At 41.6% G+C, this 22819-nt stretch carries 18 protein-coding genes; 12 read left to right on the forward strand and 6 right to left on the reverse strand.

Annotation, left to right across the window (positions count from 1 at the left end):
• Positions 1–9 precede the first annotated feature (9 nt).
• From thrA to EAX61_RS12680, 3 genes are all read right to left on the reverse strand, one after another.
• Positions 10–2451 (reverse strand): bifunctional aspartate kinase/homoserine dehydrogenase I, encoded by a 2442-nt coding sequence (gene thrA, locus EAX61_RS12670; protein WP_121918144.1) that lies wholly within the window; start codon positions 2449–2451, stop codon positions 10–12.
• Positions 2452–2859: 408 nt separating this feature from the next.
• Complete coding sequence (locus EAX61_RS12675; protein ID WP_121918145.1) at positions 2860–5082, reverse strand: NADP-dependent isocitrate dehydrogenase; 2223 nt, start codon at positions 5080–5082, stop codon at positions 2860–2862.
• A 347-nt stretch (positions 5083–5429) separates the two neighbouring features.
• Positions 5430–7058, reverse strand: a complete 1629-nt coding sequence (locus EAX61_RS12680) for an acyl-CoA carboxylase subunit beta (protein ID WP_121918072.1) — start codon at positions 7056–7058, stop codon at positions 5430–5432.
• A 239-nt stretch (positions 7059–7297) separates the two neighbouring features.
• Here EAX61_RS12680 and EAX61_RS12685 point away from each other — a divergent pair, with 239 nt between their 5' ends.
• The 9 genes from EAX61_RS12685 to EAX61_RS12725 all read left to right on the forward strand — a co-directional run bounded on the left by EAX61_RS12685 (position 7298) and on the right by EAX61_RS12725 (position 18388).
• The gene (locus tag EAX61_RS12685) at positions 7298–7480 is read left to right on the forward strand and encodes a CAL67264 family membrane protein (RefSeq protein WP_121918073.1); all 183 of its coding nucleotides are present in this window, start codon (positions 7298–7300) and stop codon (positions 7478–7480) included.
• A gap of 15 nt (positions 7481–7495) precedes the next feature.
• Positions 7496–8854: a tRNA lysidine(34) synthetase TilS gene (tilS, locus tag EAX61_RS12690; RefSeq protein ID WP_121918074.1), complete on the forward strand. Its 1359-nt coding sequence runs from the start codon at positions 7496–7498 to the stop codon at positions 8852–8854.
• On the forward strand, positions 8838–10856 hold the full coding sequence (locus tag EAX61_RS12695) for a protein-disulfide reductase DsbD family protein (protein WP_121918075.1): 2019 nt from the start codon (positions 8838–8840) through the stop codon (positions 10854–10856). The genes tilS and EAX61_RS12695 overlap by 17 nt, the downstream gene beginning before the upstream one ends.
• Positions 10857–12713, forward strand: coding sequence for a CocE/NonD family hydrolase (locus tag EAX61_RS12700; RefSeq protein WP_121918076.1), 1857 nt, complete (start codon positions 10857–10859; stop codon positions 12711–12713). It begins immediately after the preceding gene.
• Between the two features lie 573 nt (positions 12714–13286).
• On the forward strand, positions 13287–14825 hold the full coding sequence (locus tag EAX61_RS12705) for a YifB family Mg chelatase-like AAA ATPase (protein WP_121918077.1): 1539 nt from the start codon (positions 13287–13289) through the stop codon (positions 14823–14825).
• A 56-nt stretch (positions 14826–14881) separates the two neighbouring features.
• On the forward strand, positions 14882–16096 hold the full coding sequence (locus EAX61_RS12710) for an Nramp family divalent metal transporter (protein WP_121918078.1): 1215 nt from the start codon (positions 14882–14884) through the stop codon (positions 16094–16096).
• Positions 16093–16824, forward strand: a complete 732-nt coding sequence (gene pxpA / locus EAX61_RS12715) for a 5-oxoprolinase subunit PxpA (RefSeq protein ID WP_201739457.1) — start codon at positions 16093–16095, stop codon at positions 16822–16824. The genes EAX61_RS12710 and pxpA overlap by 4 nt, the downstream gene beginning before the upstream one ends.
• Positions 16824–17531 carry a 5-oxoprolinase subunit PxpB gene (gene pxpB / locus EAX61_RS12720; RefSeq protein ID WP_161555231.1) on the forward strand — a complete coding sequence of 236 codons (708 nt, stop codon included), beginning with the start codon at positions 16824–16826 and terminating at the stop codon, positions 17529–17531. Before pxpA ends, pxpB begins: the two co-directional genes overlap by 1 nt.
• On the forward strand, positions 17528–18388 hold the full coding sequence (locus tag EAX61_RS12725) for a 5-oxoprolinase subunit C family protein (RefSeq protein ID WP_121918080.1): 861 nt from the start codon (positions 17528–17530) through the stop codon (positions 18386–18388). Before pxpB ends, EAX61_RS12725 begins: the two co-directional genes overlap by 4 nt.
• On the opposite strand, the gene EAX61_RS12730 is transcribed toward EAX61_RS12725, so the two are convergent.
• Positions 18380–18682 (reverse strand): hypothetical protein, encoded by a 303-nt coding sequence (locus tag EAX61_RS12730; RefSeq protein ID WP_147448374.1) that lies wholly within the window; start codon positions 18680–18682, stop codon positions 18380–18382. The genes EAX61_RS12725 and EAX61_RS12730 overlap by 9 nt on opposite strands.
• A gap of 207 nt (positions 18683–18889) precedes the next feature.
• On the opposite strand from EAX61_RS12730, the gene mscL reads away from it, so the two are divergent.
• The 3 genes from mscL to EAX61_RS12745 all read left to right on the forward strand — a co-directional run bounded on the left by mscL (position 18890) and on the right by EAX61_RS12745 (position 21808).
• Positions 18890–19318 (forward strand): large-conductance mechanosensitive channel protein MscL, encoded by a 429-nt coding sequence (mscL, locus tag EAX61_RS12735; protein ID WP_121918082.1) that lies wholly within the window; start codon positions 18890–18892, stop codon positions 19316–19318.
• 123 nt (positions 19319–19441) lie between these two features.
• Positions 19442–20827 (forward strand): hypothetical protein, encoded by a 1386-nt coding sequence (locus EAX61_RS12740; protein ID WP_147448375.1) that lies wholly within the window; start codon positions 19442–19444, stop codon positions 20825–20827.
• A 156-nt stretch (positions 20828–20983) separates the two neighbouring features.
• Positions 20984–21808: a GIN domain-containing protein gene (locus tag EAX61_RS12745; RefSeq protein WP_121918084.1), complete on the forward strand. Its 825-nt coding sequence runs from the start codon at positions 20984–20986 to the stop codon at positions 21806–21808.
• A gap of 69 nt (positions 21809–21877) precedes the next feature.
• On the opposite strand, the gene msrB (EAX61_RS12750) is transcribed toward EAX61_RS12745, so the two are convergent.
• Both msrB (EAX61_RS12750) and msrB (EAX61_RS12755) read right to left on the reverse strand, forming a co-directional pair.
• Positions 21878–22270, reverse strand: a complete 393-nt coding sequence (gene msrB, locus EAX61_RS12750; protein ID WP_121918085.1) for a peptide-methionine (R)-S-oxide reductase MsrB — start codon at positions 22268–22270, stop codon at positions 21878–21880.
• Between the two features lies 1 nt (position 22271).
• The gene (gene msrB, locus EAX61_RS12755; RefSeq protein ID WP_121918086.1) at positions 22272–22754 is read right to left on the reverse strand and encodes a peptide-methionine (R)-S-oxide reductase MsrB; all 483 of its coding nucleotides are present in this window, start codon (positions 22752–22754) and stop codon (positions 22272–22274) included.
• Between the last annotated feature and the right edge of the window lie 65 nt (positions 22755–22819).

The raw sequence follows: 22819 nt of genomic DNA on the forward strand, positions 1-22819 counted from the left end.
TTTTTTCTTTTAGTCCTGTCTCAACCTAATAATATCACTGAACAATCCGCTAGCAGTAACATCACCACCTGCGCCAGCTCCTTTAACAATAAGTGGTTGTTCTGGATAACGTTCCGTGTAGAAAAGTACGATATTATCTGATCCTTCCAGATTATAAAACGGACTATCGGGACCCACTGATTGCAGTCCTACGCTAGATTTCCCATTATCAAGCTGCGCCACATACTTTAATCGTTCTCCTTTTGACGAAGCATCTGAGACCAGTTTTTCAAAATGAGATGCATCTTCTTTTAAAGTTTCAAAAAAGTGAGGTACGTCTGTGCTTTCAAGATTATTTTTAGTCAAGAATGGTGTATTTACGATGTCGTCCAGTTCAATGGCTTGCCCGCTCTCTCGTGCTAGGATGAGAATCTTGCGAGCGACATCCACACCGCTCAAGTCTATGCGGGGATCTGGCTCTGTGTAACCTTCATCTTTGGCTTGTTGTACGACATCGTAAAAGCTGTCACCGCTCCTAAAATTATTAAATACAAAATTGAGACTTCCAGAAAGTACGGCCTGAATTTTTACAATGCGATCGCCAGAAGCAATGAGATTTTGTAAGGTGTCAATAATAGGTAGACCTGCGCCTACATTAGTCTCAAACATAAACGGTGCGTTGTACTTTCGGCTCAAGCGTTTGAGGTTTGAGTAGTACGCATAGCTTCCCGCCGCCGCGATTTTATTACAGGCAACGACCGAAATGCTATTGCGCATATATTCCTCGTAGGCCATCGCCACTGGTTCGTTTGCTGTAATATCTACAAAAACGGAGTTGCGCTGATTAAGGGCGATTACGCTTTCGCGAAAGCGTAAGATGTCAGCATCTTCACCACCTGCAAGCTGTGATTCCCAGTTATCTAAATCAATCGGTTCCTTAGAAACGAGCATTGTGCGGCTGTTTGAAAGTCCCATCACTCTTAAGTTGAGATTCAGGTTATCTCTAAGGAATTTACGTTGTTGTTTTATCTGTGCGAGAAGGCGACCGCCCACATTTCCCACGCCCATTATGAACAGGTTAATTTGCTTTCGATTACCCTCAAAAAAGACTTCGTGCAAGCTGTTTAATGCTTTCTTCACATCCTTCTCAGCAATTACTGCCGAAATATTTTTCTCACTCGCGCCCTGAGCAATCGCTCTGATATTCACATTGTTCTTACCCAGTGTAGAAAACATTTTCCCAGAAATCCCCTGATGACTCTTCATAGATTCTCCCACGAGGGCGATTACGGCAAGTTCCGTCTCGACAATGACAGGATCTATCCTGTGGAGAGAGAGTTCGTAGGCAAACTCAGTTTCTATTGCTGTTTTTGCTCGTAGCGCATCTGCCTCCATCACTCCTATGCATATGCTGTGCTCGCTGGATGCTTGGGTGATTAATATAATATTCACTTGTTGTTGTGAGAGTACTTCAAAGAGTCGTTTTGATATTCCAGATGTGCCGACCATTCCAGCTCCTTCCAGCGTGAGCAAAGCGATATCGCTTATATGGGAGATTCCCTTAATGGGATTTCCGTTTGCTTGTTCTTGTTGTCCTATGCGCGTTCCAGCTTCTTCTGGAGCCATTGTGTTTTTAATGTAGATAGGGATATTCTTGCTTAGCGCAGGAACGATAGTAGGCGGGTAGAGGACTTTTGCGCCAAAATGCGATAACTCCATCGCCTCGTGATAGGAAATATCGTTTATGGGTTTGGCCTGTTTTACAAGTTTAGGATTTGCAGAGAACATCCCACTTACATCGGTCCAAATTTCAAGTTGGTCTACGTTTAATGCCGCAGCAAGTATAGCGGCCGTAAAATCTGAACCACCGCGTCCTAAAGTACTGGTTTCTCCATCTCGTGTGCTTGCGATAAAACCTCCTAGAATGGTGATTTTACTTTTACTTTCGGCAAAGTAGGAGGTAATATTTTGATTTGTTTCGGCATACAGAACACTTGCTTTTGTATGTTGCGCGTCCGTTTTTATAAGCGTCCGGCTGTCCTTGAGTTTTGCCTCGATGCCTTTGTGATTAAACGCTGCCGTGATAATCCTACTACTGGTCAATTCTCCGAAGGCCGCAAGTTTGTCTAAGGTTTTAGGAGATAGTTCATTAATAAGGAATATCCCATTCAACAAATCATCCAAGTGCGACATCAATTGACCTATGTCTGCTGTGACTAGGGTGTCTGTTGCTGTTAACGCTTTCGCGAAAGCGGTATGCTTCTGATGAATCTCTTGAAAGACATCTTTATAGGCTTCATCCTTTTGAGCGGCAAGAGTTCCAGCTTTTAGTAATAAATCTGTAATACCACCCACGGCAGAGACAACAACCGCAACTGGTTGCAGTTTGGATTGATTTGCAACAATGGCAATGACCTTTTCTATATTTTCAACACTCCCTACAGAAGTGCCACCAAATTTTAATACGCGCATAAATACTTTTTTTGTCATTTCCGTCCTTCGGCTATCGCTCAGGATAAACTCTGGTGGAAATCTCATAAGTAACTCAGAATAATGTGTTTGAAAGAAAGCTCGAAAAAACGAGCAACGGAATGGATGATATGTAACACTTAAAACCCCAATGGGGTAATTGTAGCCGTCGTTATCGTTGCTAGTATAAAATTTATGTATGGTAATGGGTTCATATCTGTGACTAAAGTAGTGTTAATTCCTCACGTCGCAAGTGCGCAAGTTCATTTTTGAGAATATGGTAATCTGAGTCCTCAATATCCAGCCATTTTATGAATGATGTGGTTAGAATGTCCTTGCGTTGAAATATATACAAAAAGAAAAAGCACCTGCGATTGCAGATGCTTTTCAATAGAAAATCTAATTTTTTATTTAGTCAATAATTGCATTGAATGTAGCGCTAGGGCGCATAGCTGCAAATGTCTTTGCGCTATCTACGCTGTAATAACCGCCTATATTCATAGCTGTTCCTTGAGCGTCGTTGAGCTCCTGAATGATTTGCGATTCCTTTGCTTCCATCTCCTTTGCGATAGGTGCAAACTCTTCTTTCAGTGCTGCATTGTCGTTTTGACTGGCAAGTGCTTGTGCCCAATACATCGCGAGATAAAAGTGACTGCCACGATTGTCCAGCTCATTAACCTTACGAGACGGCGACTTCTTGTTCTCTAGGAATTTGATTGTAGCAAGGTCCAGAGTATCTGCAAGCACTTTTGCTTTTGGATTATTAAATGCCTCAGCCGTGTGCTCTAGTGAAACAGCAAGTGCAAGGAATTCTCCTAGGGAGTCCCAACGCAAATGTCCTTCCTCCAGAAATTGCTGGATATGTTTTGGCGCAGATCCACCTGCTCCTGTTTCAAACAATCCTCCACCGTTCATTAACGGAACGATAGAGAGCATTTTTGCACTTGTTCCGAGTTCTAATATAGGGAAGAGGTCTGTGTTATAATCACGCAATACGTTTCCAGTTACAGAAATCGTATCCTCTCCAGCTTTCATTCTCTTAAGGGTAAATGCAGTTGCTTTTACAGGAGACATAATCTGGATGTCCAGAGCGTTTGTGTCGTGGTCTTTTAAGTAAGTGTTTACTTTTTTGATAAGTTGAGCATCGTGAGCGCGATCTTCGTCTAGCCAGAAAATAGCAGGAGCACCCATTGCTCTTGCACGGGTTACGGCAAGTTTTACCCAGTCCTGAATAGGTAGATCTTTTACCTGGCACATTCTCCAAATATCACCAGTTTCTACGTCGTGCTCCATTAAGGTATTTCCGCTGTTGTCTACCACGCGTACTTTTCCATCTGCCGGGATTTCAAATGTTTTGTCGTGAGAACCATATTCTTCGGCTTTTTGAGCCATCAGGCCTACATTAGGTACTGTTCCCATTGTTGTTGGGTCAAAGGCGCCGTGCTCTTTACAAAAATCTATTGTCGTCTGGAATACTCCAGCGTAGCTACTGTCTGGAATAACCGCTTTTGTATCTTGTTGCTTACCCTCTGCATTCCACATTTGTCCCGAAGTACGGATCATCGCAGGCATAGAAGCGTCAATAATCACATCACTAGGAACGTGTAAGTTGGTAATCCCTTTATCAGAGTTTACCATAGCAAGATCAGGACGATCTGCATAGCAAGCATCTATGGCTGCTTTGATTTCATCACGTTTATCTACTGGTAATTCTTCGATTTTGGCCAATAAATCGCCAAAACCATTATTTACATCTACTCCTAATTCATCAAAGGTGCTTCCATACTTTTCAAAAACTGGTGCAAAAAACACACGTACTGCGTGTCCAAAGATGATAGGGTCTGATACCTTCATCATTGTTGCCTTCATATGGATAGAAAATAAAATATCTTTCTCTTTTGCATCTTTTACCTGAGCCTCTAGGAAACTCAATAGCGCCTTCTTGCTCATTGCTGTGGCATCGATGATTTCTCCAGCAAGAACGGGTACTTCTGGTTTAAGAACGGTTACATTCCCGTCTGCGCCTACGTGTTCAATCTTTACACTTCCCGCTTTCTCAATAGTAACAGATTGCTCATTATGGCGGAAATCACCGTGATCCATCGTCGCTACGTGCGTTTTTGAATCACTGCTCCAGGCACCCATAGAATGTGGGTTGTTTTTTGCATATTGCTTCACTGGCTTAGGTGCACGACGGTCAGAGTTTCCTTCACGAAGGACTGGATTTACAGCACTTCCTAAAACCTTTGCAAATCGCTTTCGGTTTTCTTTCTCTTCTTCGGTTTTTGGCTCTTCTGGAAAGTCCGGAATGTCATATCCATCTTCCTGTAATTCTTTAATTGCAGCCGTAAGTTGTGGTACGGAGGCACTTATGTTAGGCAATTTTATGATGTTTGCTTCCGGTTGTTTTGCAAGGTCTCCCAGCGCTCCTAGTGCATCTTTCTGACGTTGTTCTGGTGTGAGGCGGTCAGAAAAGTTTGCCACGATACGTCCTGCAAGGGATATATCTTCAAGCTCAAACTCGATGTTTGAAGACTTTGTAAACTTGTTTATAATAGGTAATAAGGAATGCGTAGCGAGCATAGGCGCCTCATCCGTAAGCGTATATTTTATGGTTGCTTTAGTTGTAGCCATAGAGGAAAAAACATTAAAATTAAAGTACGTTGCAGGCCTTCCCTGCAAGCGGATTGCAAATATACAGATTGAGATGGGATTTTAACAGTAGGGGAGCATTATGGGTTTGTTAAGATAGTTGGGAGTTGGGAGTTGGGAGTGGGGAGGACGCAAGCGGGCTTACTGCTAGTTTGTTGGAGTCTATTCAAGAATTCTTTGTGAAATATCATTTTTAATCAAGGATGTTTGGGGATTATGCTTTCGCGAAAGCGTAATCCATCCATTCTAGTCGTGAAAATATTTTAAAATCGACAAGTCTAAGCATCAGGAATATTTCTATTTTCCAATGTCATTTTTAAACCTTAAAACTAGACCTGTATCACACCAAGATTAAAAGGCCTCTCAATAGGAGCGTGGTCTGCAGCTTCGATTCCCATAGAAATCCATTTCCTAGTATCTAGCGGATTTATTACACCATCTGTCCAAATTCTTGATGCAGCGTAGTATGGAGAAATCTGCTCATCATAACGAGCCTTTATGCGGTCGTAAAGTTCTTTTTCAACTTCGGGAGTGATTTTTTCTCCCTTCTTTTTTAGGGACGCGGTTTCTATTTGCAATAACACAGTAGCGGCAGATTTTCCACTCATTACCGCAAGCTCTGCGCTAGGCCAAGCGGCGATAAGTCTTGGATCGTAAGCCTTACCGCACATCGCGTAGTTTCCGGCGCCATAGGAATTACCAATGACAATTGTAAATTTAGGTACAACACTATTTGATACAGCATTTACCATCTTTGCCCCATCTTTTATGATTCCACCGTGCTCACTTTTACTTCCTACCATAAAACCAGTAACATCCTGAAGAAATACCAGCGGAATTTTCTTTTGGTTACAGTTGGCTATAAATCGAGTCGCTTTATCTGCACTATCTGAATAAATGACACCACCAAACTGCATTTCTCCTTTCTTGGTCTTCACTAACTTTCGCTGATTTGCAACAATCCCCACAGCCCAGCCATCAATGCGCGCGTATCCCGTAAGGATGGTTTGCCCATACCCTTCTTTATATTCGTCAAATTCTGACCCATCTACCAGACGTTTTATGATTTCTCGCATATCATACTGGTCTGCACGAGAAGCGGGAAGGATTCCGAAAATTTCGTCGGGGTTCTCTGCTGGCTTCTCTGGTGCTTTTCGGTTGTAACCCGCTTTGTCGTAGTCGCCTATTTTATCCATTAATTTTTTAATGGTGTCCAGGGCGTCTTTATCGTCTTTAGATTTGTAGTCTGTCACACCGCTTATTTCACAGTGTGTTGTGGCGCCCCCTAACGTTTCATTATCTATTGTTTCACCTATGGCCGCCTTTACCAGATAACTTCCTGCGAGGAAAATACTTCCTGTTTTATCTACGATGAGCGCTTCGTCGCTCATTATTGGTAAATAAGCTCCACCCGCAACACAACTTCCCATCACGGCACTTATCTGTGTGATTCCCATACTGCTCATTACTGCGTTGTTGCGAAAGATGCGTCCAAAATGCTCCTTATCCGGAAAAATCTCATCCTGCATCGGGAGATAAACGCCTGCACTATCTACCAGATAAATTATAGGCAGCTTATTTTCTATAGAAATTTCCTGCGCTCGTAAGTTTTTCTTTCCAGTAATGGGAAACCACGCGCCGGCTTTTACCGTTGCGTCATTTGCTACGATAATACACTGCTTTCCAGAAACGTGACCTATTTTTACCACCACGCCACCACTAGGGCAACCACCGTGCTCCTCGTACATACCCTCTCCAGCAAAAGCACCTATCTCAATACATTTTTCAGGCTTGTCTACAAGATAGTCTATGCGCTCTCGAGCGGTCATTTTTCCTTTTGCGTGATGTTTTTCGATGCGTTTCTCGCCTCCACCCAGTTGGACGCGGGCAAAGCGACTACGCAGGTCAGAAAGAAGTAATTTATTGTGGTCTTCGTTTTTGTTGAATTTTATATCCATAGGAAAATATCTAATGTCTTTTGTGCGAATCTTAAATCTTAAACGCCGTAATTTTCGGTAACAATGAGAACTAAATATGTGCAATATTTGAAGCAAATCATTACCAGCCCCGAATTTACGAAAACCTTATAGTATGCCCATCCATTCATTTCTAGAATTTACACGATATTTGTAATTGACGATATCGGTATTTGCAAGGAGATGAAGCTGGGAACGACCGATGCAAAATATAGAATTCTATGGGAATGAATAAAAATACGGTGCTCGCTTGGGCAACTACGATAATGATCATTGTTGGACTTGGACTTATTGGTCTTGGTGCTTTTAGGTATAATGAGACTGCGGGCTGGGGCTTTGCCTCAGTAGGGATTGGGTTTCTAGCAAATGCTTGGGTTTTTAATGCCCTCAAAGGGCGCGTATAGCCTTAAAACACTCTTGTGAAGGCTCATTTTGAAAAACATATCAGGGAGCACTTCCCGTTTCTTTTTAAAAGCAAAATTTTACTTGCCGTAAGTGGTGGGCTAGACAGTACGGTGCTCACACACTTGTGTCATAATCTTGGGCTAGATATAGGAATTGCACATTGTAATTTTATGCTTCGGGGAGAGGAGAGTGATGGGGATGAAGCTTTTGTGCGGGAATATGCGAGTGGGCACAACATACCTTTCTACGTTAAAAGGTTTGATACTTCCGCTCCTGCCTGCCGGACAGGCAGGTTCGCGAAAGCAAATAAAACTTCCACCCAAATTACCGCTAGAAACTTACGATATGAATGGTTCGACCATCTCCTGGACGCCGAAGGATACGACTACTTATTAACCGCGCATCACGCAAATGACAGTCTTGAAACGATGCTCATCAATATGGGGCGTGGCACGGGAATAGACGGTCTTACAGGAATTCCAGAAGTCAATGGAAAGACGGTAAGGGTGTTGTTGCCTTTTTCGCGAAAGCGTATAAAAGACTACGCCACTTCGCATAATATAGCGTGGCGAGAAGACAGAAGTAATGCCTCTGACGATTATTTGCGCAATCACTTGCGTCATCACGCGATTCCAGCATTAGAAGATGGAATTTCTAATTTCTTGCAAGGTGCCTCAAAAACACAGGAGCATCTCAAACAGGCACAACAATTATTATCAGTTTATACTCAGGAATTAAAGGTAAAATTTACCCAACCGTATCTTCTAAATAACGTAACCGCTGGGGTAAGTATAGATATTAAAGGAATACAATCTCACCCTGCTCCAGAAGCTGTACTTTATGCACTCCTTAATATGTATGGTTTTACAGCTTGGGACGACATAAGTGCATTGATGGACGGGCAAACGGGAAAGCAAGTTTTTTCGGCGACGCATCGCTTGTTGAAAGACCGAACACGTTTATTGCTACTTCCCATTCAAGAAGAAAGTACTGAAGCGTATTTTTTATGGGAAGAAAATGAAGCGCAACAAGAATTGCCCTCGGGTGTTTTGCATAAAGAAATTACCAAAAGTGATGAGGTTGCCGGGCGCAATTCAATTATTGTTGATGAGAGTCTTTTACATTTTCCGCTAACGGTTCGCAGGTGGAAAGAGGGAGATAGTTTTCAACCTTTTGGGATGGATGGACGCAAGAAACTGAGTAAATATTTTAAAGATGAAAAGCTATCTTTGATTGAAAAGGAGAAAATTTGGTTATTATGTGCTGGCGACGATATCGTCTGGATTATAAACCAAAGAGCAGACGACCGATTTAAGATTACAAAAAATACAACCCAACGACTACTAATTACATATAATGATACAACGCATTAAAATCCTATTCATACCTTTTTTATTGTTGCTCGTCACGGCAAGTAACGCTCAAGTTTTCGGAGGTGGTACGCCTACTTTTGACCCGGTTTCTTGGACGGCTTCTGTTGAGAAAGTGAGTGACACAGAATTTGTATTGCACTATGAGGCTGAAATCGAAAAGGACTGGCATATCTATAGTCAGACTACTAAAGCAGGAATGCCTTTCTCCTATGAATTTCAAAATAGGGAAGAACGTTATACCCTTAAAGATTCGGTAAACGAGGGTGAGACAGAAACTGCTTACAGCGAGGTTTTTGAGGAATATGAGACTTTTTTAAAAGGATATAACCCCAAAACAACACAGCGCATTATCCTTTTAGACCCAACGGTTTCTGTTATTAAATCTGTAATTACGTATCAAGTATGTAAAGAGGTGTGCATCCAGCAGGACTTTTATATCGTGCACGATCTTAAGAAAAAGGCAGGTTTCGTTTTTAGAAAATATGAGCCTTTTGAGAATTATGTGAGTGAAGATGCAAATGAAAAAGATGAAGCAACCACAACAACAGTAGATGATGATTTTGAGGAAGACGAAAACAAAGGTTTGTGGACAATATTCTTTCTTGCCTTCGGTGGTGGTCTGGTCGCTTTACTTACGCCCTGCGTTTTCCCGATGATTCCTATGACCGTAGGATTCTTTACAAAACAAAGTAAATCAAGAGCAAAAGGAATACGCAATGCTATTTTTTATGGACTCAGTATCATTCTTATTTACGTAGTTCTGGGACTTACAGTTGTGGCGATTTTTGGGGCAGATGCGCTCAATGCACTCTCCACGAGTGTGGCGTTTAACCTTATTTTCTTTGTGATTCTGGTGATTTTTGCCATATCCTTTTTTGGGGCTTTTGAGATTCAGTTGCCTAACTCGTGGGCAAATAAAGTAGACCGTCAGGCAGACCGCGGGGGTCTTGTAGGTATCTTTTTTATGGCGCTTGCCTTGGCGATTGTAAGTTTTAGCTGTACTGGACCTATTGTGGGAACCACACTGGTTCAAGCTTCTTCTCAAGGTGGTATTGCTCCTATTATAGGTATGCTCGGTTTTTCTAGCGCCATTGCAATACCGTTTGCATTATTTGCAATGTTTCCAGCTTGGATGAAGTCTTTACCAAAATCAGGCGGGTGGCTCAATTCTGTAAAGGTTATTTTAGGATTTATAGAACTTGCTTTGGCTTTCAAATTCTTGTCGAATGCAGATCTTGTGCTACAAGCTCACTTCCTAGAAAGAGAGCTTTTTATCGCCATCATCATCGCAGTAATGACTGGACTTGCGATATACTTATTTGGCGGAATTAAGTTACCACACGATAGCGAGATGCACCACATTTCGGTAGGGAGATTGTTGCTTGGACTGGTAACGTTAACCTTTGTCGTTTATCTCATTCCAGGATTGTGGGGCGCTCCTCTTAAGTTGATAAGTGGTTTCCCACCACCTATGAATTATAGCGAATCCCCTTATGGAGTAGGAGGTGGCGAGAACGGCATAATGAAGGGTGACGAAGAATTTCCAGATGATGCAGAGGTAGGACCTCACGACCTATTGTCTTTTACAGATTATGAAGCGGGAATGGAATATGCAAAAAAAGAGAACAAAGCAGTCTTCCTTGATTTTACCGGAGTTGCTTGTGTAAATTGTCGTAGGATGGAAGAGTTGGTTTGGTCTGACCCAAAAATTCTGAATATTCTGCGTAATGATGTAGTGTTAATTTCGCTCTATGCAGATAAGCGTGATGTGTTGCCTAAAGATGAGCAATACATAAGTGAGACTACTGGAAAACGTATTAAGACGGTGGGAAATAAGTGGAGTGATTTTCAGATAAAGCACTATGGTTTAAATGCTCAGCCATATTACGTACTTTTAGATCACGATGGAAAAAAACTCAATAAACCTGTAGGTTACACGCCAGATATCAAGATATATGAGCAATGGCTCAAAGAAGGAATTACACGATTTAACAATAACTAGATGAAGCAATTTTTTGGAGTACTCGGAATATTTTTTGTTTTTGCTTTCGCGAAAGCGGACTTAAAAGCACAAGAAGCAACCTACGAAGTTTCTGAACATTACGATAAGAAAGAGGTGCAGATCGAGATGCGTGACGGTGTAAAACTACACACCACCATCTATATGCCGAAGGATACCACAAAAGAATATCCTATCATTATGCAACGCACGCCGTATAGTTGCAGACCGTATGGTGAGGATGAATTCCGCTCTAAAATTGGGCCTAATGAATATATGATGAAAGAGGGGTATATCGTGGTGTATCAAGACGTGCGCGGTCGCTGGATGAGTGAAGGAAAGTATGATAATATGCGCGCTTTTATACCGAATAAAACGGGCGACCAAGTGGACGAAGCGAGTGATACATACGATACAATAGACTGGCTCGTGAAGAACGTTTCAAATAATAATGGAAACGTGGGAACGTGGGGAATATCGTATCCTGGGTTTTATGCCACCTATTCACTATTGAGCGGACATCCGGCGCTAAAAGCTTCATCGCCACAAGCGTGTATAGGGGATTTCTTTTTTGACGATTTTCATCACAATGGTGCGTACCTATTGAGTTACTGGCGCGCAACGGCAGTTTTTGGATATCAGAAAGATGCGCCTACTAAAGAAGCTTGGTATGAGTTTCCTCAATTAGATAGTGATGACCAGTTTGATTTTTTCTTAAAAACGGGTCCGCTTTCTAATCTGGACAAATATTATGATGAAACTAATGAATTCTGGACACAATTAAAGGAGCATCCTAATTATGATGAATTCTGGCAATCGCGAGGGCTCATCCAGCACCTAGAAAATATCAAGCCAGCAGTAATGACGGTAGGTGGATTGTATGATGCGGAGGACTTATACGGACCTTGGGAAACATATAAAAATATTGAAGCACGTAGTGATAATTACAACACCGTTGTTTTTGGCCCGTGGAGTCACGGCGACTGGGCGCGAAATAAAGACAGACAAGCTGTGGGTAATGTATATTTTGGAGATAATATTTCAGAGTATTTCCAGAAGGACATTGAGACGGAATTTTTTAACCACTTTCTTAAAGGAGAAGGTGATGGTGATACAGAGCTTCCAGAGGCACATATTTTTGACTCAGGAAGTAAAGAGTGGGAGTCTTTTGACACGTGGCCACCGGCAAAGCTTAAAAATCGCACTTATTTCTTAGGCGATAATAATGACCTGACCACGACATTACCAGAAGAAAATGGCGCAGAAACGTTTGTAAGTGATCCAGCAAACCCAGTTCCTTATGCCGAAGGCAAAAAGATGGTGTTTACCCCCAGAAAATATATGAGCGACGACCAGCGATTTGCTGGAAAGCGCGATGATGTTCTCGTTTATGAGACAGATGTGTTAGAGCGTGATGTGACACTAGCAGGAGAAATTCTCGCAAAACTTCTGGTCGAGACCACAGGCACAAGTGCAGACTGGATTGTAAAAGTAATCGATGTCTATCCAGATGACGTTCCTAATACAGAGGAGACCGAGGAAGGAATGCAAATGGCAGGATACCAGCAGATGGTGAGAAGTGAAGTGATGCGAGGACGCTTTCGCGAAAGCTTTTCTGACCCAAAACCCTTTGTACCTAACCAGAAAACTGCTGTAAACATTAAATTACAAGATGTCCTGCATACTTTTAAGAAAGGACACAAAATAATGATACAGGTTCAGAGCACGTGGTTCCCGCTTATAGATTTAAATCCTCAATCGTATGTGGATAACATATTTGAGGCAGAGGAAAAGGACTTTACAAAGCAAACACATAGAGTGTACCACGCGTCTGAAATTCAAGTGGGAATTTTGGACTAAGATTAGTCATACTCAACAATAAGAGCGCATTTGAGGAAATCTCAAATGCGCTTTTTTGTTTACGATAAGCCCTAAAAAAGAAAAACACCCCCGCAGATGCGGAGATGCCTTTCACCCCTAAATTTATGATTACAATCTTAAAACTGCAATCAAATGTCTTCTTGAAAAGACCTTGCTAAGATAATTCTTTACTTGTAATAATGAAATGCTAATTATTTAAAATTGAGCAAAATATACTGTGCGTGCATTGTAAATTTCTGTAAAAAAGAAAAACACCCCCGCCTAAGCAAGGATGCCTTTCACCCCTAAATTCTTAAGAAAGTCCGAAATCTAAATAGTCCCCCAACTATGATTTCTTGTTTCTGAATAAACTAACCTAAACAAACCTTGTGATTTGATACTGTAAATGTAGGTCGTTTCTTAAATCCTCAAAAGGGGTAAATACCCCTTTTTCAATATCATTTTAGACGAATTTGATGCAAAAACTGGGTGTTTGCCCCTTTTTTCTAGATTTCATTAATGATTCGTTTTTGGGATAGGATGTGAAATTCTATATTTAATAAAATTTTACATATGCTCACAAAAGTTTTTGGAAGTGCTGTTTTTGGGGTGGAGGCCACCACAATTACCGTTGAAGTTAATGTCGACAAAGGCGTAGGCTATCATCTCGTAGGACTTCCAGACAATGCCATAAAGGAAAGTAGTTATCGTATTGCTGCCGCACTTCAAAATAATGGTTACAAAATTCCAGGAAAGAAAATCATCCTTAATATGTCTCCAGCAGACCTCCGCAAGGAAGGCTCTGCCTATGATATGACCCTTGCCATAGGTATCCTCATCGCAACAGGACAAATACAAGGTCCAGATGTAGACAAATACATTATAATGGGCGAGTTGTCTTTAGACGGCGGGCTTCAGCCTATTAAAGGTGCGCTCCCTATTGCCATAAAGGCAAGGGAAGAAGGCTTTAAAGGCTTTATACTCCCAAAACAGAATGCAAAAGAGGCCGCAATTGTAAACGATATTGATGTTTACGGTATTGAAAATATTAGTGAGGTGATAGCTTTTTTTAAGGAGGGCACACCGCTTGAGCCCACCGTGATTGATACTCGAGAGGAGTTTTATAAAGGATTGGAACATCCAGAATTTGACTTTGCAGATGTAAAAGGGCAGGAGAGCATAAAGCGCTGTATGGAAATTGCAGCCGCAGGCGGTCACAATATTATCTTGATAGGCCCTCCAGGGAGTGGTAAAACAATGCTGAGTAAGCGATTGCCGTCTATCTTACCACCTATGTCCTTGCGAGAGGCTTTGGAGACCACAAAAATTCATAGCGTCGTAGGACGTGTAAAGGAAAACCAAGGTTTAATGAGTGAACGTCCATTCCGATCGCCGCATCATACAATATCTGATGTCGCTTTGGTCGGTGGTGGGGCATACCCGCAACCTGGGGAAATTTCCTTGTCTCATAATGGTGTACTTTTTCTGGACGAATTACCAGAGTTTAAACGCTCCGTTCTGGAAGTAATGCGACAACCGCTGGAAGACCGAGAAGTGACTATCTCTCGCGCCAGATTTACCGTTACATATCCCTCCAGTTTTATGCTCGTAGCGAGTATGAACCCGAGTCCGGGTGGTTATTTTAATGATCCAGATGCACCTGTTTCGAGTTCGCCGGCAGAGATGCAGCGGTATTTGAGTAAGATAAGTGGACCTTTATTGGACAGAATCGATATCCACATAGAAGTCACACCGGTCCCTTTTGAGAAACTGAGTGACGAGACAAAGGCAGAGTCTAGCGTCGAGATACGCAAGCGTGTGACCGCAGCGCGGGAAATACAGGTAGAACGCTTTCGCGAAAGCGAGACCATAAACTACAATGCCCAGATGGGTGTAAAGCAAATCCGAAAGCATTGTGCCTTGGACGAAGCCTCCAAAGAACTCCTTAAAACGGCAATGGAACGTCTCAACCTAAGTGCGCGAGCGTATGACCGAATTCTAAAAGTAGCCCGTACCATTGCAGATATGGATGCTAGTGACAAAGTCACGGGAACTCACATCTCTGAAGCGATACAGTATCGCAGTCTGGATAGAGATGGCTGGTTGGGGTAAAATAATCACCTTATGACTAAAATAGAAAGTAAATAAGGTGTAAGTAACATTCAAAAATGAAAAACCCATTTAAAATCTCTGGTCCTGGCGTCCTTATCGCCGCAGCATTTATAGGTCCAGGAACAGTTACGGCTTGTACTAAAGCTGGAGCGCAATATGGTTATGTTTTATTGTGGGCAATGGTGCTTTCTATTATTGCCACGATTGTATTGCAGGAAATGGCAGCGCGCATCGGGTTAGTTACTGGAAAAGGACTTGCAGCTGTTATTAGAGAACATAGTGCGAGTAGGATAGGAAAACTGCTAGCAGTGGTGCTTATTCTCAGTGCTATTGCAATAGGTAATGCAGCTTATGAAGCTGGAAATATAAGTGGTGGTGTTCTTGGAATCGAAGCACTTGGAATTTCTGGTTCTGTGGGTGGTAAGTTTAATTTTTGGAGTGTAGGGATAGGGGCTTTGGCGGCTGTCCTTTTATTTATTGGGAATTATAAGTTTTTAGAAAGAGTGCTCGTTGCCCTCGTCCTTGTGATGAGTGTCGCTTTTATAGTTACGGCAATTGTCACAAAACCAGATCTAGCTTTGATTTTTAAAGGAAGTCTCATTCCTTCTATTCCCAAGGATGGGATTTTATCTGTAATCGCATTGGTTGGAACTACGGTAGTTCCGTATAATTTATTCTTGCACGCATCGCTGGTAAGTGAGAAGTGGCAAGGATCAAAAGATTTGACCGCGGCACGTCGAGATACATATGTTGCAGTAATTTTAGGAGGATTTGTTTCTATGGCAATCATCATATGTGCAGCAGCAATGGAGGGAAGCGCTATTACAAATGCGGCAGATCTTGCTCAGAGTTTAGAACCACTTTTTGGCGACTATGCACGCTACTTTGTGGGACTCGGGTTGGGAGCAGCCGGGTTAACCTCTGCAATAACAGCACCACTGGCAGCAGCCTATGTTGTGCAAGGATGTCTAGGGTGGAAGGCAGATTTGAAATCGGCGAGATTTAGGTTGGTATGGGGAATAATTCTCATCCTTGGAGTAGTCTTTTCTTCGCTAGGCTACAAGCCCGTGGCTATTATTCAATTTGCGCAAATTGCTAACGGAATTTTACTCCCGATAATAGCAGGATATTTAATTTGGATTGCAAACAAGGAAGATCTTCTGGGTCAGTATGTGAACAAAACGAGCCAAAACATCATCGGGATTATCATCTGGATTATTGTATTCGGTTTAGGCCTGCGCAGTATTCTTTCAGTATTAGGCTTGATATGATTAAGGCTATAGACATAAATAGTGATGTGGGCGAAGGCATAGGCAACGAGGCGCAACTGATGCCGTATTTAACCTCCTGCAATATCGCTTGTGGCGGTCACGCAGGAGATGAAAAGACGATTGAAACTGTCATTTGTTTGGCGATGAAACATAGTGTAAAAATAGGAGCACACCCCAGTTATCCAGACCGAGCAAATTTTGGGCGTAAAGAGATAGATATTTCGGACCTGGCTTTAAAGGCTTCGATAAAGGAGCAGGTGGAGCGGGTTGCCGCTTTCGCGAAAGCGTACAAATCCCCACTACACCACATCAAACCACACGGCGCACTTTATAATAAAGCTGCGCGAGATGAAAAGACAGCAAGGCTCATCGTCGAAACAGTGCTTGAAATAGACGAAAATTTAGTGCTCTACGTACCTTATAAATCGGTCATAGCAACCGTGGCACAAGGAAAATTAAAAACCTTAACGGAAGGATTTGCAGACCGTGCATATAATAAAGATTATAGCTTAGCATCTCGTACTACTGAAGGAGCGGTACTGGATGATGTTGCAGACGTCATTAAACATTGCTTCCAAATGATTTCCAATAAACTCGTAACTATAGAAGGGCATATTTTGCCGTTTTATTTAGATACATTATGTGTGCACGGCGACAATCCTCAAGCCCTATATATTCTGGAAAAATTGACCACAGCCTTAAAAAGGTCAAATATCAAAATCTGTTAATGACAGCGTCTGTACCTAAAATAAGGCCACTGGGAGATACAGGTACGCTTTTGCAATGGGAGGAAACGCCCTCAGAACAGCTCTTACATTATATGATTGCTGTTAAGAAACATCTTTCAGAGCAGTTACAATGTGAAGTTGTCCATACTTATACTGAGTTGTTGCTCAAGAAACCATCTCCAACTGTTACAGCATCTGAAATTAAGAAATTACTAGAAACTGTTGAAGTGGAGACTACTGTCCGGCGTAAACTATTTACCATTCCTGTGTGTTATGGAAGAGGTTATGGCGAAGACCTTGAAGCACTTGCATTGATGAAACAACTATCCGTTAAGGAATTTATAGCGATGCATACGGCTCCAGAGTACCTTATTTATTTCATAGGATTTTTACCTGGATTCCTTTATCTCGATGGACTACATGAGCGATTAGTTACACCTCGTAAAGCAACACCCAGGCTTAAAGTAACCTCTGGAAGCGTAGCCATAGGGGGCAATCATACGGGAATTTATCCGCAAGAAAGCCCAGGTGGGTGGCATATTATAGGTCGTACACCAATAGATTTATTTGATGTCCGTAGACAAGAGCCTTCTCCGTTTAAAGCAGGAGATAAGATTAGATTTGAGGCAATTAGTATCACAACTTTTCAGAAAATAAAGCGGCAAGTGGAAAACGGAATCTATAATTATAATGTAAAAGTATTTTGAGCGGAGCCATCACCATCTTACAACCTGGTATTTACACTACTGTTCAAGATGAGGGACGTAGGGGATATGCACATCTTGGCGTTCCAGAAAGCGGGGCTATAGATAAAAGGGCAATGCGTTTGGGCAACCAGCTTATGAATAACCCAGAAGGCTCTGCTGTGCTAGAGATTACGCTCGTCGGACCTACCATCCGGTTTGAGTCAGGAACACATTTTGTACTTACTGGGAGTCAGGTAACTGCGTTTCTTGATGAAGTTGCGATTGATGTGGGGGAGACCGCTTTCGCGAAAGCGAACCAAATACTCTCCATAAAAAAAATCCATCCAGGCATTCGAACGTATCTATGCATCGCTGGAGGATTACAAACAGAAAAAGTACTAAATAGCCGAAGTTATTATGCACCCTTAACTCAGGCCACTGTTGTCAAAAACCAGCAAATAACGCTCGGAAAGTCGAACTACGGAACCAGCAAGTTTACTAAGGTAAGAAGCCAAAAGGCTGTGACTGGGCTAAAAATTGGCGTTGCCACTATTCCTGTGTTCCGAGGTCCCGAGTATGAAGCTTTGACCACTGCACAGCGAGAAGAACTATTAAATACCATCTTTTCAATCTCTAAAAATTGGAATAGAATGGCGATACAAATTTTAGAACCACTTGACAACAAGCTCAAAGCCATTAGAACATCGCCAGTACTTCCGGGTACCGTGCAATTAACGCCCAGCGGAACACAAATTATTTTATGTAACGACTGTCAGACTACGGGCGGGTATCCACGTATTTTACAAGTTTCTAAAAAAGGAATGCAACTTCTGAGTCAAATGGGAGCTGGGAAAAGCTTAAAATGGGAATTAGTTTAAGACACTTTTTCTTGACTCTGCAAAAACATCACTTAATAACTGAATCGCGTCTCCCGTACCAATGGCTTCCTCTATTTTTTGCGCTTCCGGACGGAATTCCTCATTTGTAAGCATCATATTCCACAAGGCGTGTATAAACTCGGCGTATTCTAAACCATCATTCCATACGGCGATTCCGCGAGATTTGCATTTAGAATAGAGTCTGTGAAGTGATAACTTACTGGAATTTATAGTAGAAGGAAGTACAGCTGCTCTGGCTTCCATTAATCGTTCTGAATTTCTTTTAATCCCCATATCATCAATATTTTATCATTGCTAAAGATACGTTGTCTGTTGTATGTATATATGGGGCATTTGCCCCATATTTAAAATTTGACCGTTATTTGAAATCATAGAAAGGGTAGTATCTCTTCACTAAATTTGCAATTAAAAATATAAGCACCTTACTTTGTACGCTGTATAAAGTAAGATTATATCCTAATTTTAAAAGTAGTATTGTAAATGGGTTTCATAAAAGAGTTTAAGGATTTTGCTATAAAAGGCAATATGATTGATATGGCGGTGGGTATCATTATCGGTACCGCCTTTAATAATGTGGTGAACACCCTTGTTAAGAAAGTAGTGATGCCACCGCTCTCTCTGATGACAGATGGTGTAAATATGGCAGATAAAAAGTATATCCTCCGAGAGGCAGCAGGTGATTTAAGTGAGGTGGCCATAGGTTACGGGGAGCTGTTAGAAGTCCTTATAGATTTTCTGATTATTGCGCTCACGATATTTGTAGTGATTAAATTCATAAATCGATTTAAAACAAAGGCAGAAGACCCCAAAAACAAAGAGGTAGCTACTCCAAAAAACATCGAACTGCTCTCAAATATCGAAAAACTTATGGAAGAGCAGAATACGTTGTTGAAAGCAAAAAAAGGGTAAGAAATAGTCTTTACGCTTTCGCGAAAACTGCCGTTACTACAAAGCCCACTCTCAATAATTAACCGAATCAAATAGAATAATTTGATTATGTTTGCGTTTAATCACGAAATAACCCAAATCCTGATGAAGAAACTATCCTACTTAACCTTCTTTATAGCTGTGTTTACGGCATCTTTTTTTACATCCTGTGAGAACGAACCTGTAACAGGGGAATTCTTTACAACGCCAGACGGGACAGATGGGACAGACGATGGAGAAGTGCAGACAGAGGAATGTGCAACAAATTTTGATTTACTGGCAACAGCACAAGCAGCTTTTGCTACTGCAGATGAAGAATCCTACACAGAAGCCTGTATCGCTTATGCAACACTACTCGACTTTCTTATATTAGAATGTGGTGACGCAGATGGTTCTTTACAAAACACGCTTAACAGTCTTGGAGATTGTAGCGCACCAAATCTTTGCTTACAAGCCATAGCTAGAACCGAAGCTGCAAGAATTACCTTTGAAAATGCAGACGAAGAATCCCAACAAGCTGCTTGTTTTGCATATCTAGTTGCCTTAGAAGCTCAAATTGAAGTTTGTGGAGATGCTGGCGGTGTAGCACAAGCTATTATTGACGGTCTTCCTTGTGACAATGATTGTGAGAACGCCACGGCTGCCACGACTCAAGCACAAGAAGTGTTTGCAATGGTTGATCCGCTGGATGAGAATGCTTATGTTCAAGCCTGTAACACATACAAAACTTTGCTAGAAGCACAAATTGCAGCCTGCGGCGACCCAGACGGAACATTATTAGAAACAATACAGTCTCTGGGAGAGTGTACGCCACCAGAAGAGCCAGGACCATTACAGATGACCATTAATGGTGAGTTTAAAAACTTTAATACGCTTCAAGTTACTTCAACTTCTGGTACAACTCAGAATATTCTCGCTAGAGATGAGGATACAGGTGATACATTTTTCTTTAGAGCCGTAGTACTTCAAACAGGCGAAAACACAATACAGGATGAACTATTAGTTCTTGATGGTGTTGAATATACTCCAGTAGTTGAAGGAATGGCATACAGTTCAAACTTAGTATTTAATGTGGATAATCGTTTTAGAGGCTTCTTTTCTGGTCTTATGAGAGATGGAGAAGGAAATGAGATCACAATCACAAACGGACGTATAGACAACGTGGCTCCTATAGTAGCCCTTCGTTTTAATGGAGCAATAAATGCGTTTAATGATGTGAGTGTTACAACTGTAGATACAGATAGAGAGTATGTAGCAACGGCTACAAATGGTGATACATTCGAGTTTAAGATTGCTATAGATGCAGTAGGTGACAATGTTATAGAAGAGGCAAAGCTCACAGTAGGAGGAACAGAGTATGATGCTGGAGCATCCGTTACTTCTAATATAGCCGTAAATTCTGGAACGGTTTTACTCGGAAATATAAAAGGAAGATTTGCAAACGGTGGGAGTGAAATCAATGTTGTTTTAGGATTGATTGACCTTGAATAACCGTCTGAAAAATTAATATTAAAACAGCCTGCAACTTGCAGGCTGTTTTCGTTTAGGACTGTACAGCTTTTTTTTATAAATGCTCGTGTAGTTAAATTGATATTAAATATGTTATAAAATTTGAAACCCAATCTACATTTGCCTAAATTTTAGAATATGAAAAAAATAGTTTTTATAAGCCTTTTATTGGTAACTGTATCCGTATTTGGTCAACGCAAAGGGAAGATTACTGGGAATAAAGAAGTTGTTGAGACTCGAGGTGATTTAGATGCTTTTCACGGCATTGAGGTAGGTGATGAGCTTGAAGTTTCCATAAATCAGGGAGCTACCTCAAGTTACACGTTGCTCACAGATGAGAATCTAGTGGATAGCGTAATCTTTCAAGTAAAAGATAGCATCCTATCCATTTATACTTCAAACAAAATCACGCGCAGTAAGAAGCTCGATATTCTAGTAAACACGAAGTCGCTGGACAAAATTATGCTTTCTAACAAGGCAAAACTTTCGGCGACGTCTACAATTCGTACAGATGCTCTGATGGTTGACCTTAAGGAAGGATCGGAGCTTGAGATGGATGTGAAGGCAGATAGCCTCACGATGAGTATTTCAAATAACAGTCGCGCAGATTTTCAATTTAAAGGTGACCGACTGGAAATGAATATGGTGGATAACGCTTTCGCGAAAGCGGACATTAACACAGCAACCTTCCATTATAACGCAACGGGACGCGTAGATGCTGAGCTTAAGGGAGTCGCAATGGCAGTCATCATAAACTCTCAAGATAGCGCGGAGTTTAAAGGAAAAGGCTTAAACACAGATGTAGCAACCATCGTAGGAAGCGGAAGCACAAATATCAACATCTTTGCAGATAAGGATGTGGATGTAGACTTAAAGGATAAAGCACAACTCTACCTCTATGGAAAACCAGAGGTAAAGGTCACAAACCTATCTGATGAGGCAGAAATCTTAAAAAGAGATTGACCATTCCGTCAGTAACAAAAAAAGCCCGTAAACTTAGTGTTTACGGGCTTTTTCCAATTATAGGAATTCTTACTTTTTAAAATCTATACTGAGCGAATTTACACAATAGCGCTGTCCGGTATCAGTAGGCCCGTCGTCAAAAACGTGACCCAAATGTGAACCGCAATTAGCACATAAAATTTCCGTACGAACCATACCTAGAGTTCTGTCTCGCACATACTCTACAGTTCCCGGAATAGATTTGTCAAAGCTGGGCCACCCGCAACCACTATCAAACTTTGTCGTGCTTTTAAACAATTGAGCGTCACAAGCACCACAATGATAGGCGCCATCTTCCTTGTGTAAATTGTATGTTCCAGTAAAAGGACGCTCCGTACCTTTCTCTCTAAGGATGTGATACTTCTCTGGCCCTAATTCCTTGAGCCATTCTTCTTCTGTTTTTTCTACGGGGTACCTTTTCATATTATTCTGATTTTTCGGGAACAAAGATGAGCGCATCCCCATTAATACAATGTCTTTTACCAGTAGTCGCTCGTGGCCCATCGTCAAAAACGTGCCCCAAATGCCCACCACAAGTCGCACAATGCTCCTCATTGCGCGTGTAGCCTAGTTTATTGTCAGTACCGTAAGCTACGTTTCCTTCAATAGGGCGGTCAAAACTAGGCCATCCAGTACCACTATTAAATTTGTGCTCTGTTTTAAAGAGTGGCGTGCCACATCCCGCACATTTAAAGGTGCCAGGCTCCTTTATATTGTTCAATTCGCTAGAAAATGGACGCTCTGTTCCCGCTTCTCTTAGGATATAAAATTGTTCAGCCGTGAGTTCTGCTTTCCACTCGGCTTCTGTTTTTTGAACAGGATAATCTACTTTTTCAGTTTCTTGGGCATTGCTTTTGCAACTTTGGAGAAGTCCTATAAAGGCAAATGCCAGTACTATCTTTTTCATAATTTGATTTTGTATAAAATTAAACGTTAATCTGGCAATAGGTCGTTAAAGTCAAGCTAAAATGA

The organism is Dokdonia sinensis, from assembly GCF_003688895.1.
Lineage (GTDB): Bacteria > Bacteroidota > Bacteroidia > Flavobacteriales > Flavobacteriaceae > Dokdonia > Dokdonia sinensis.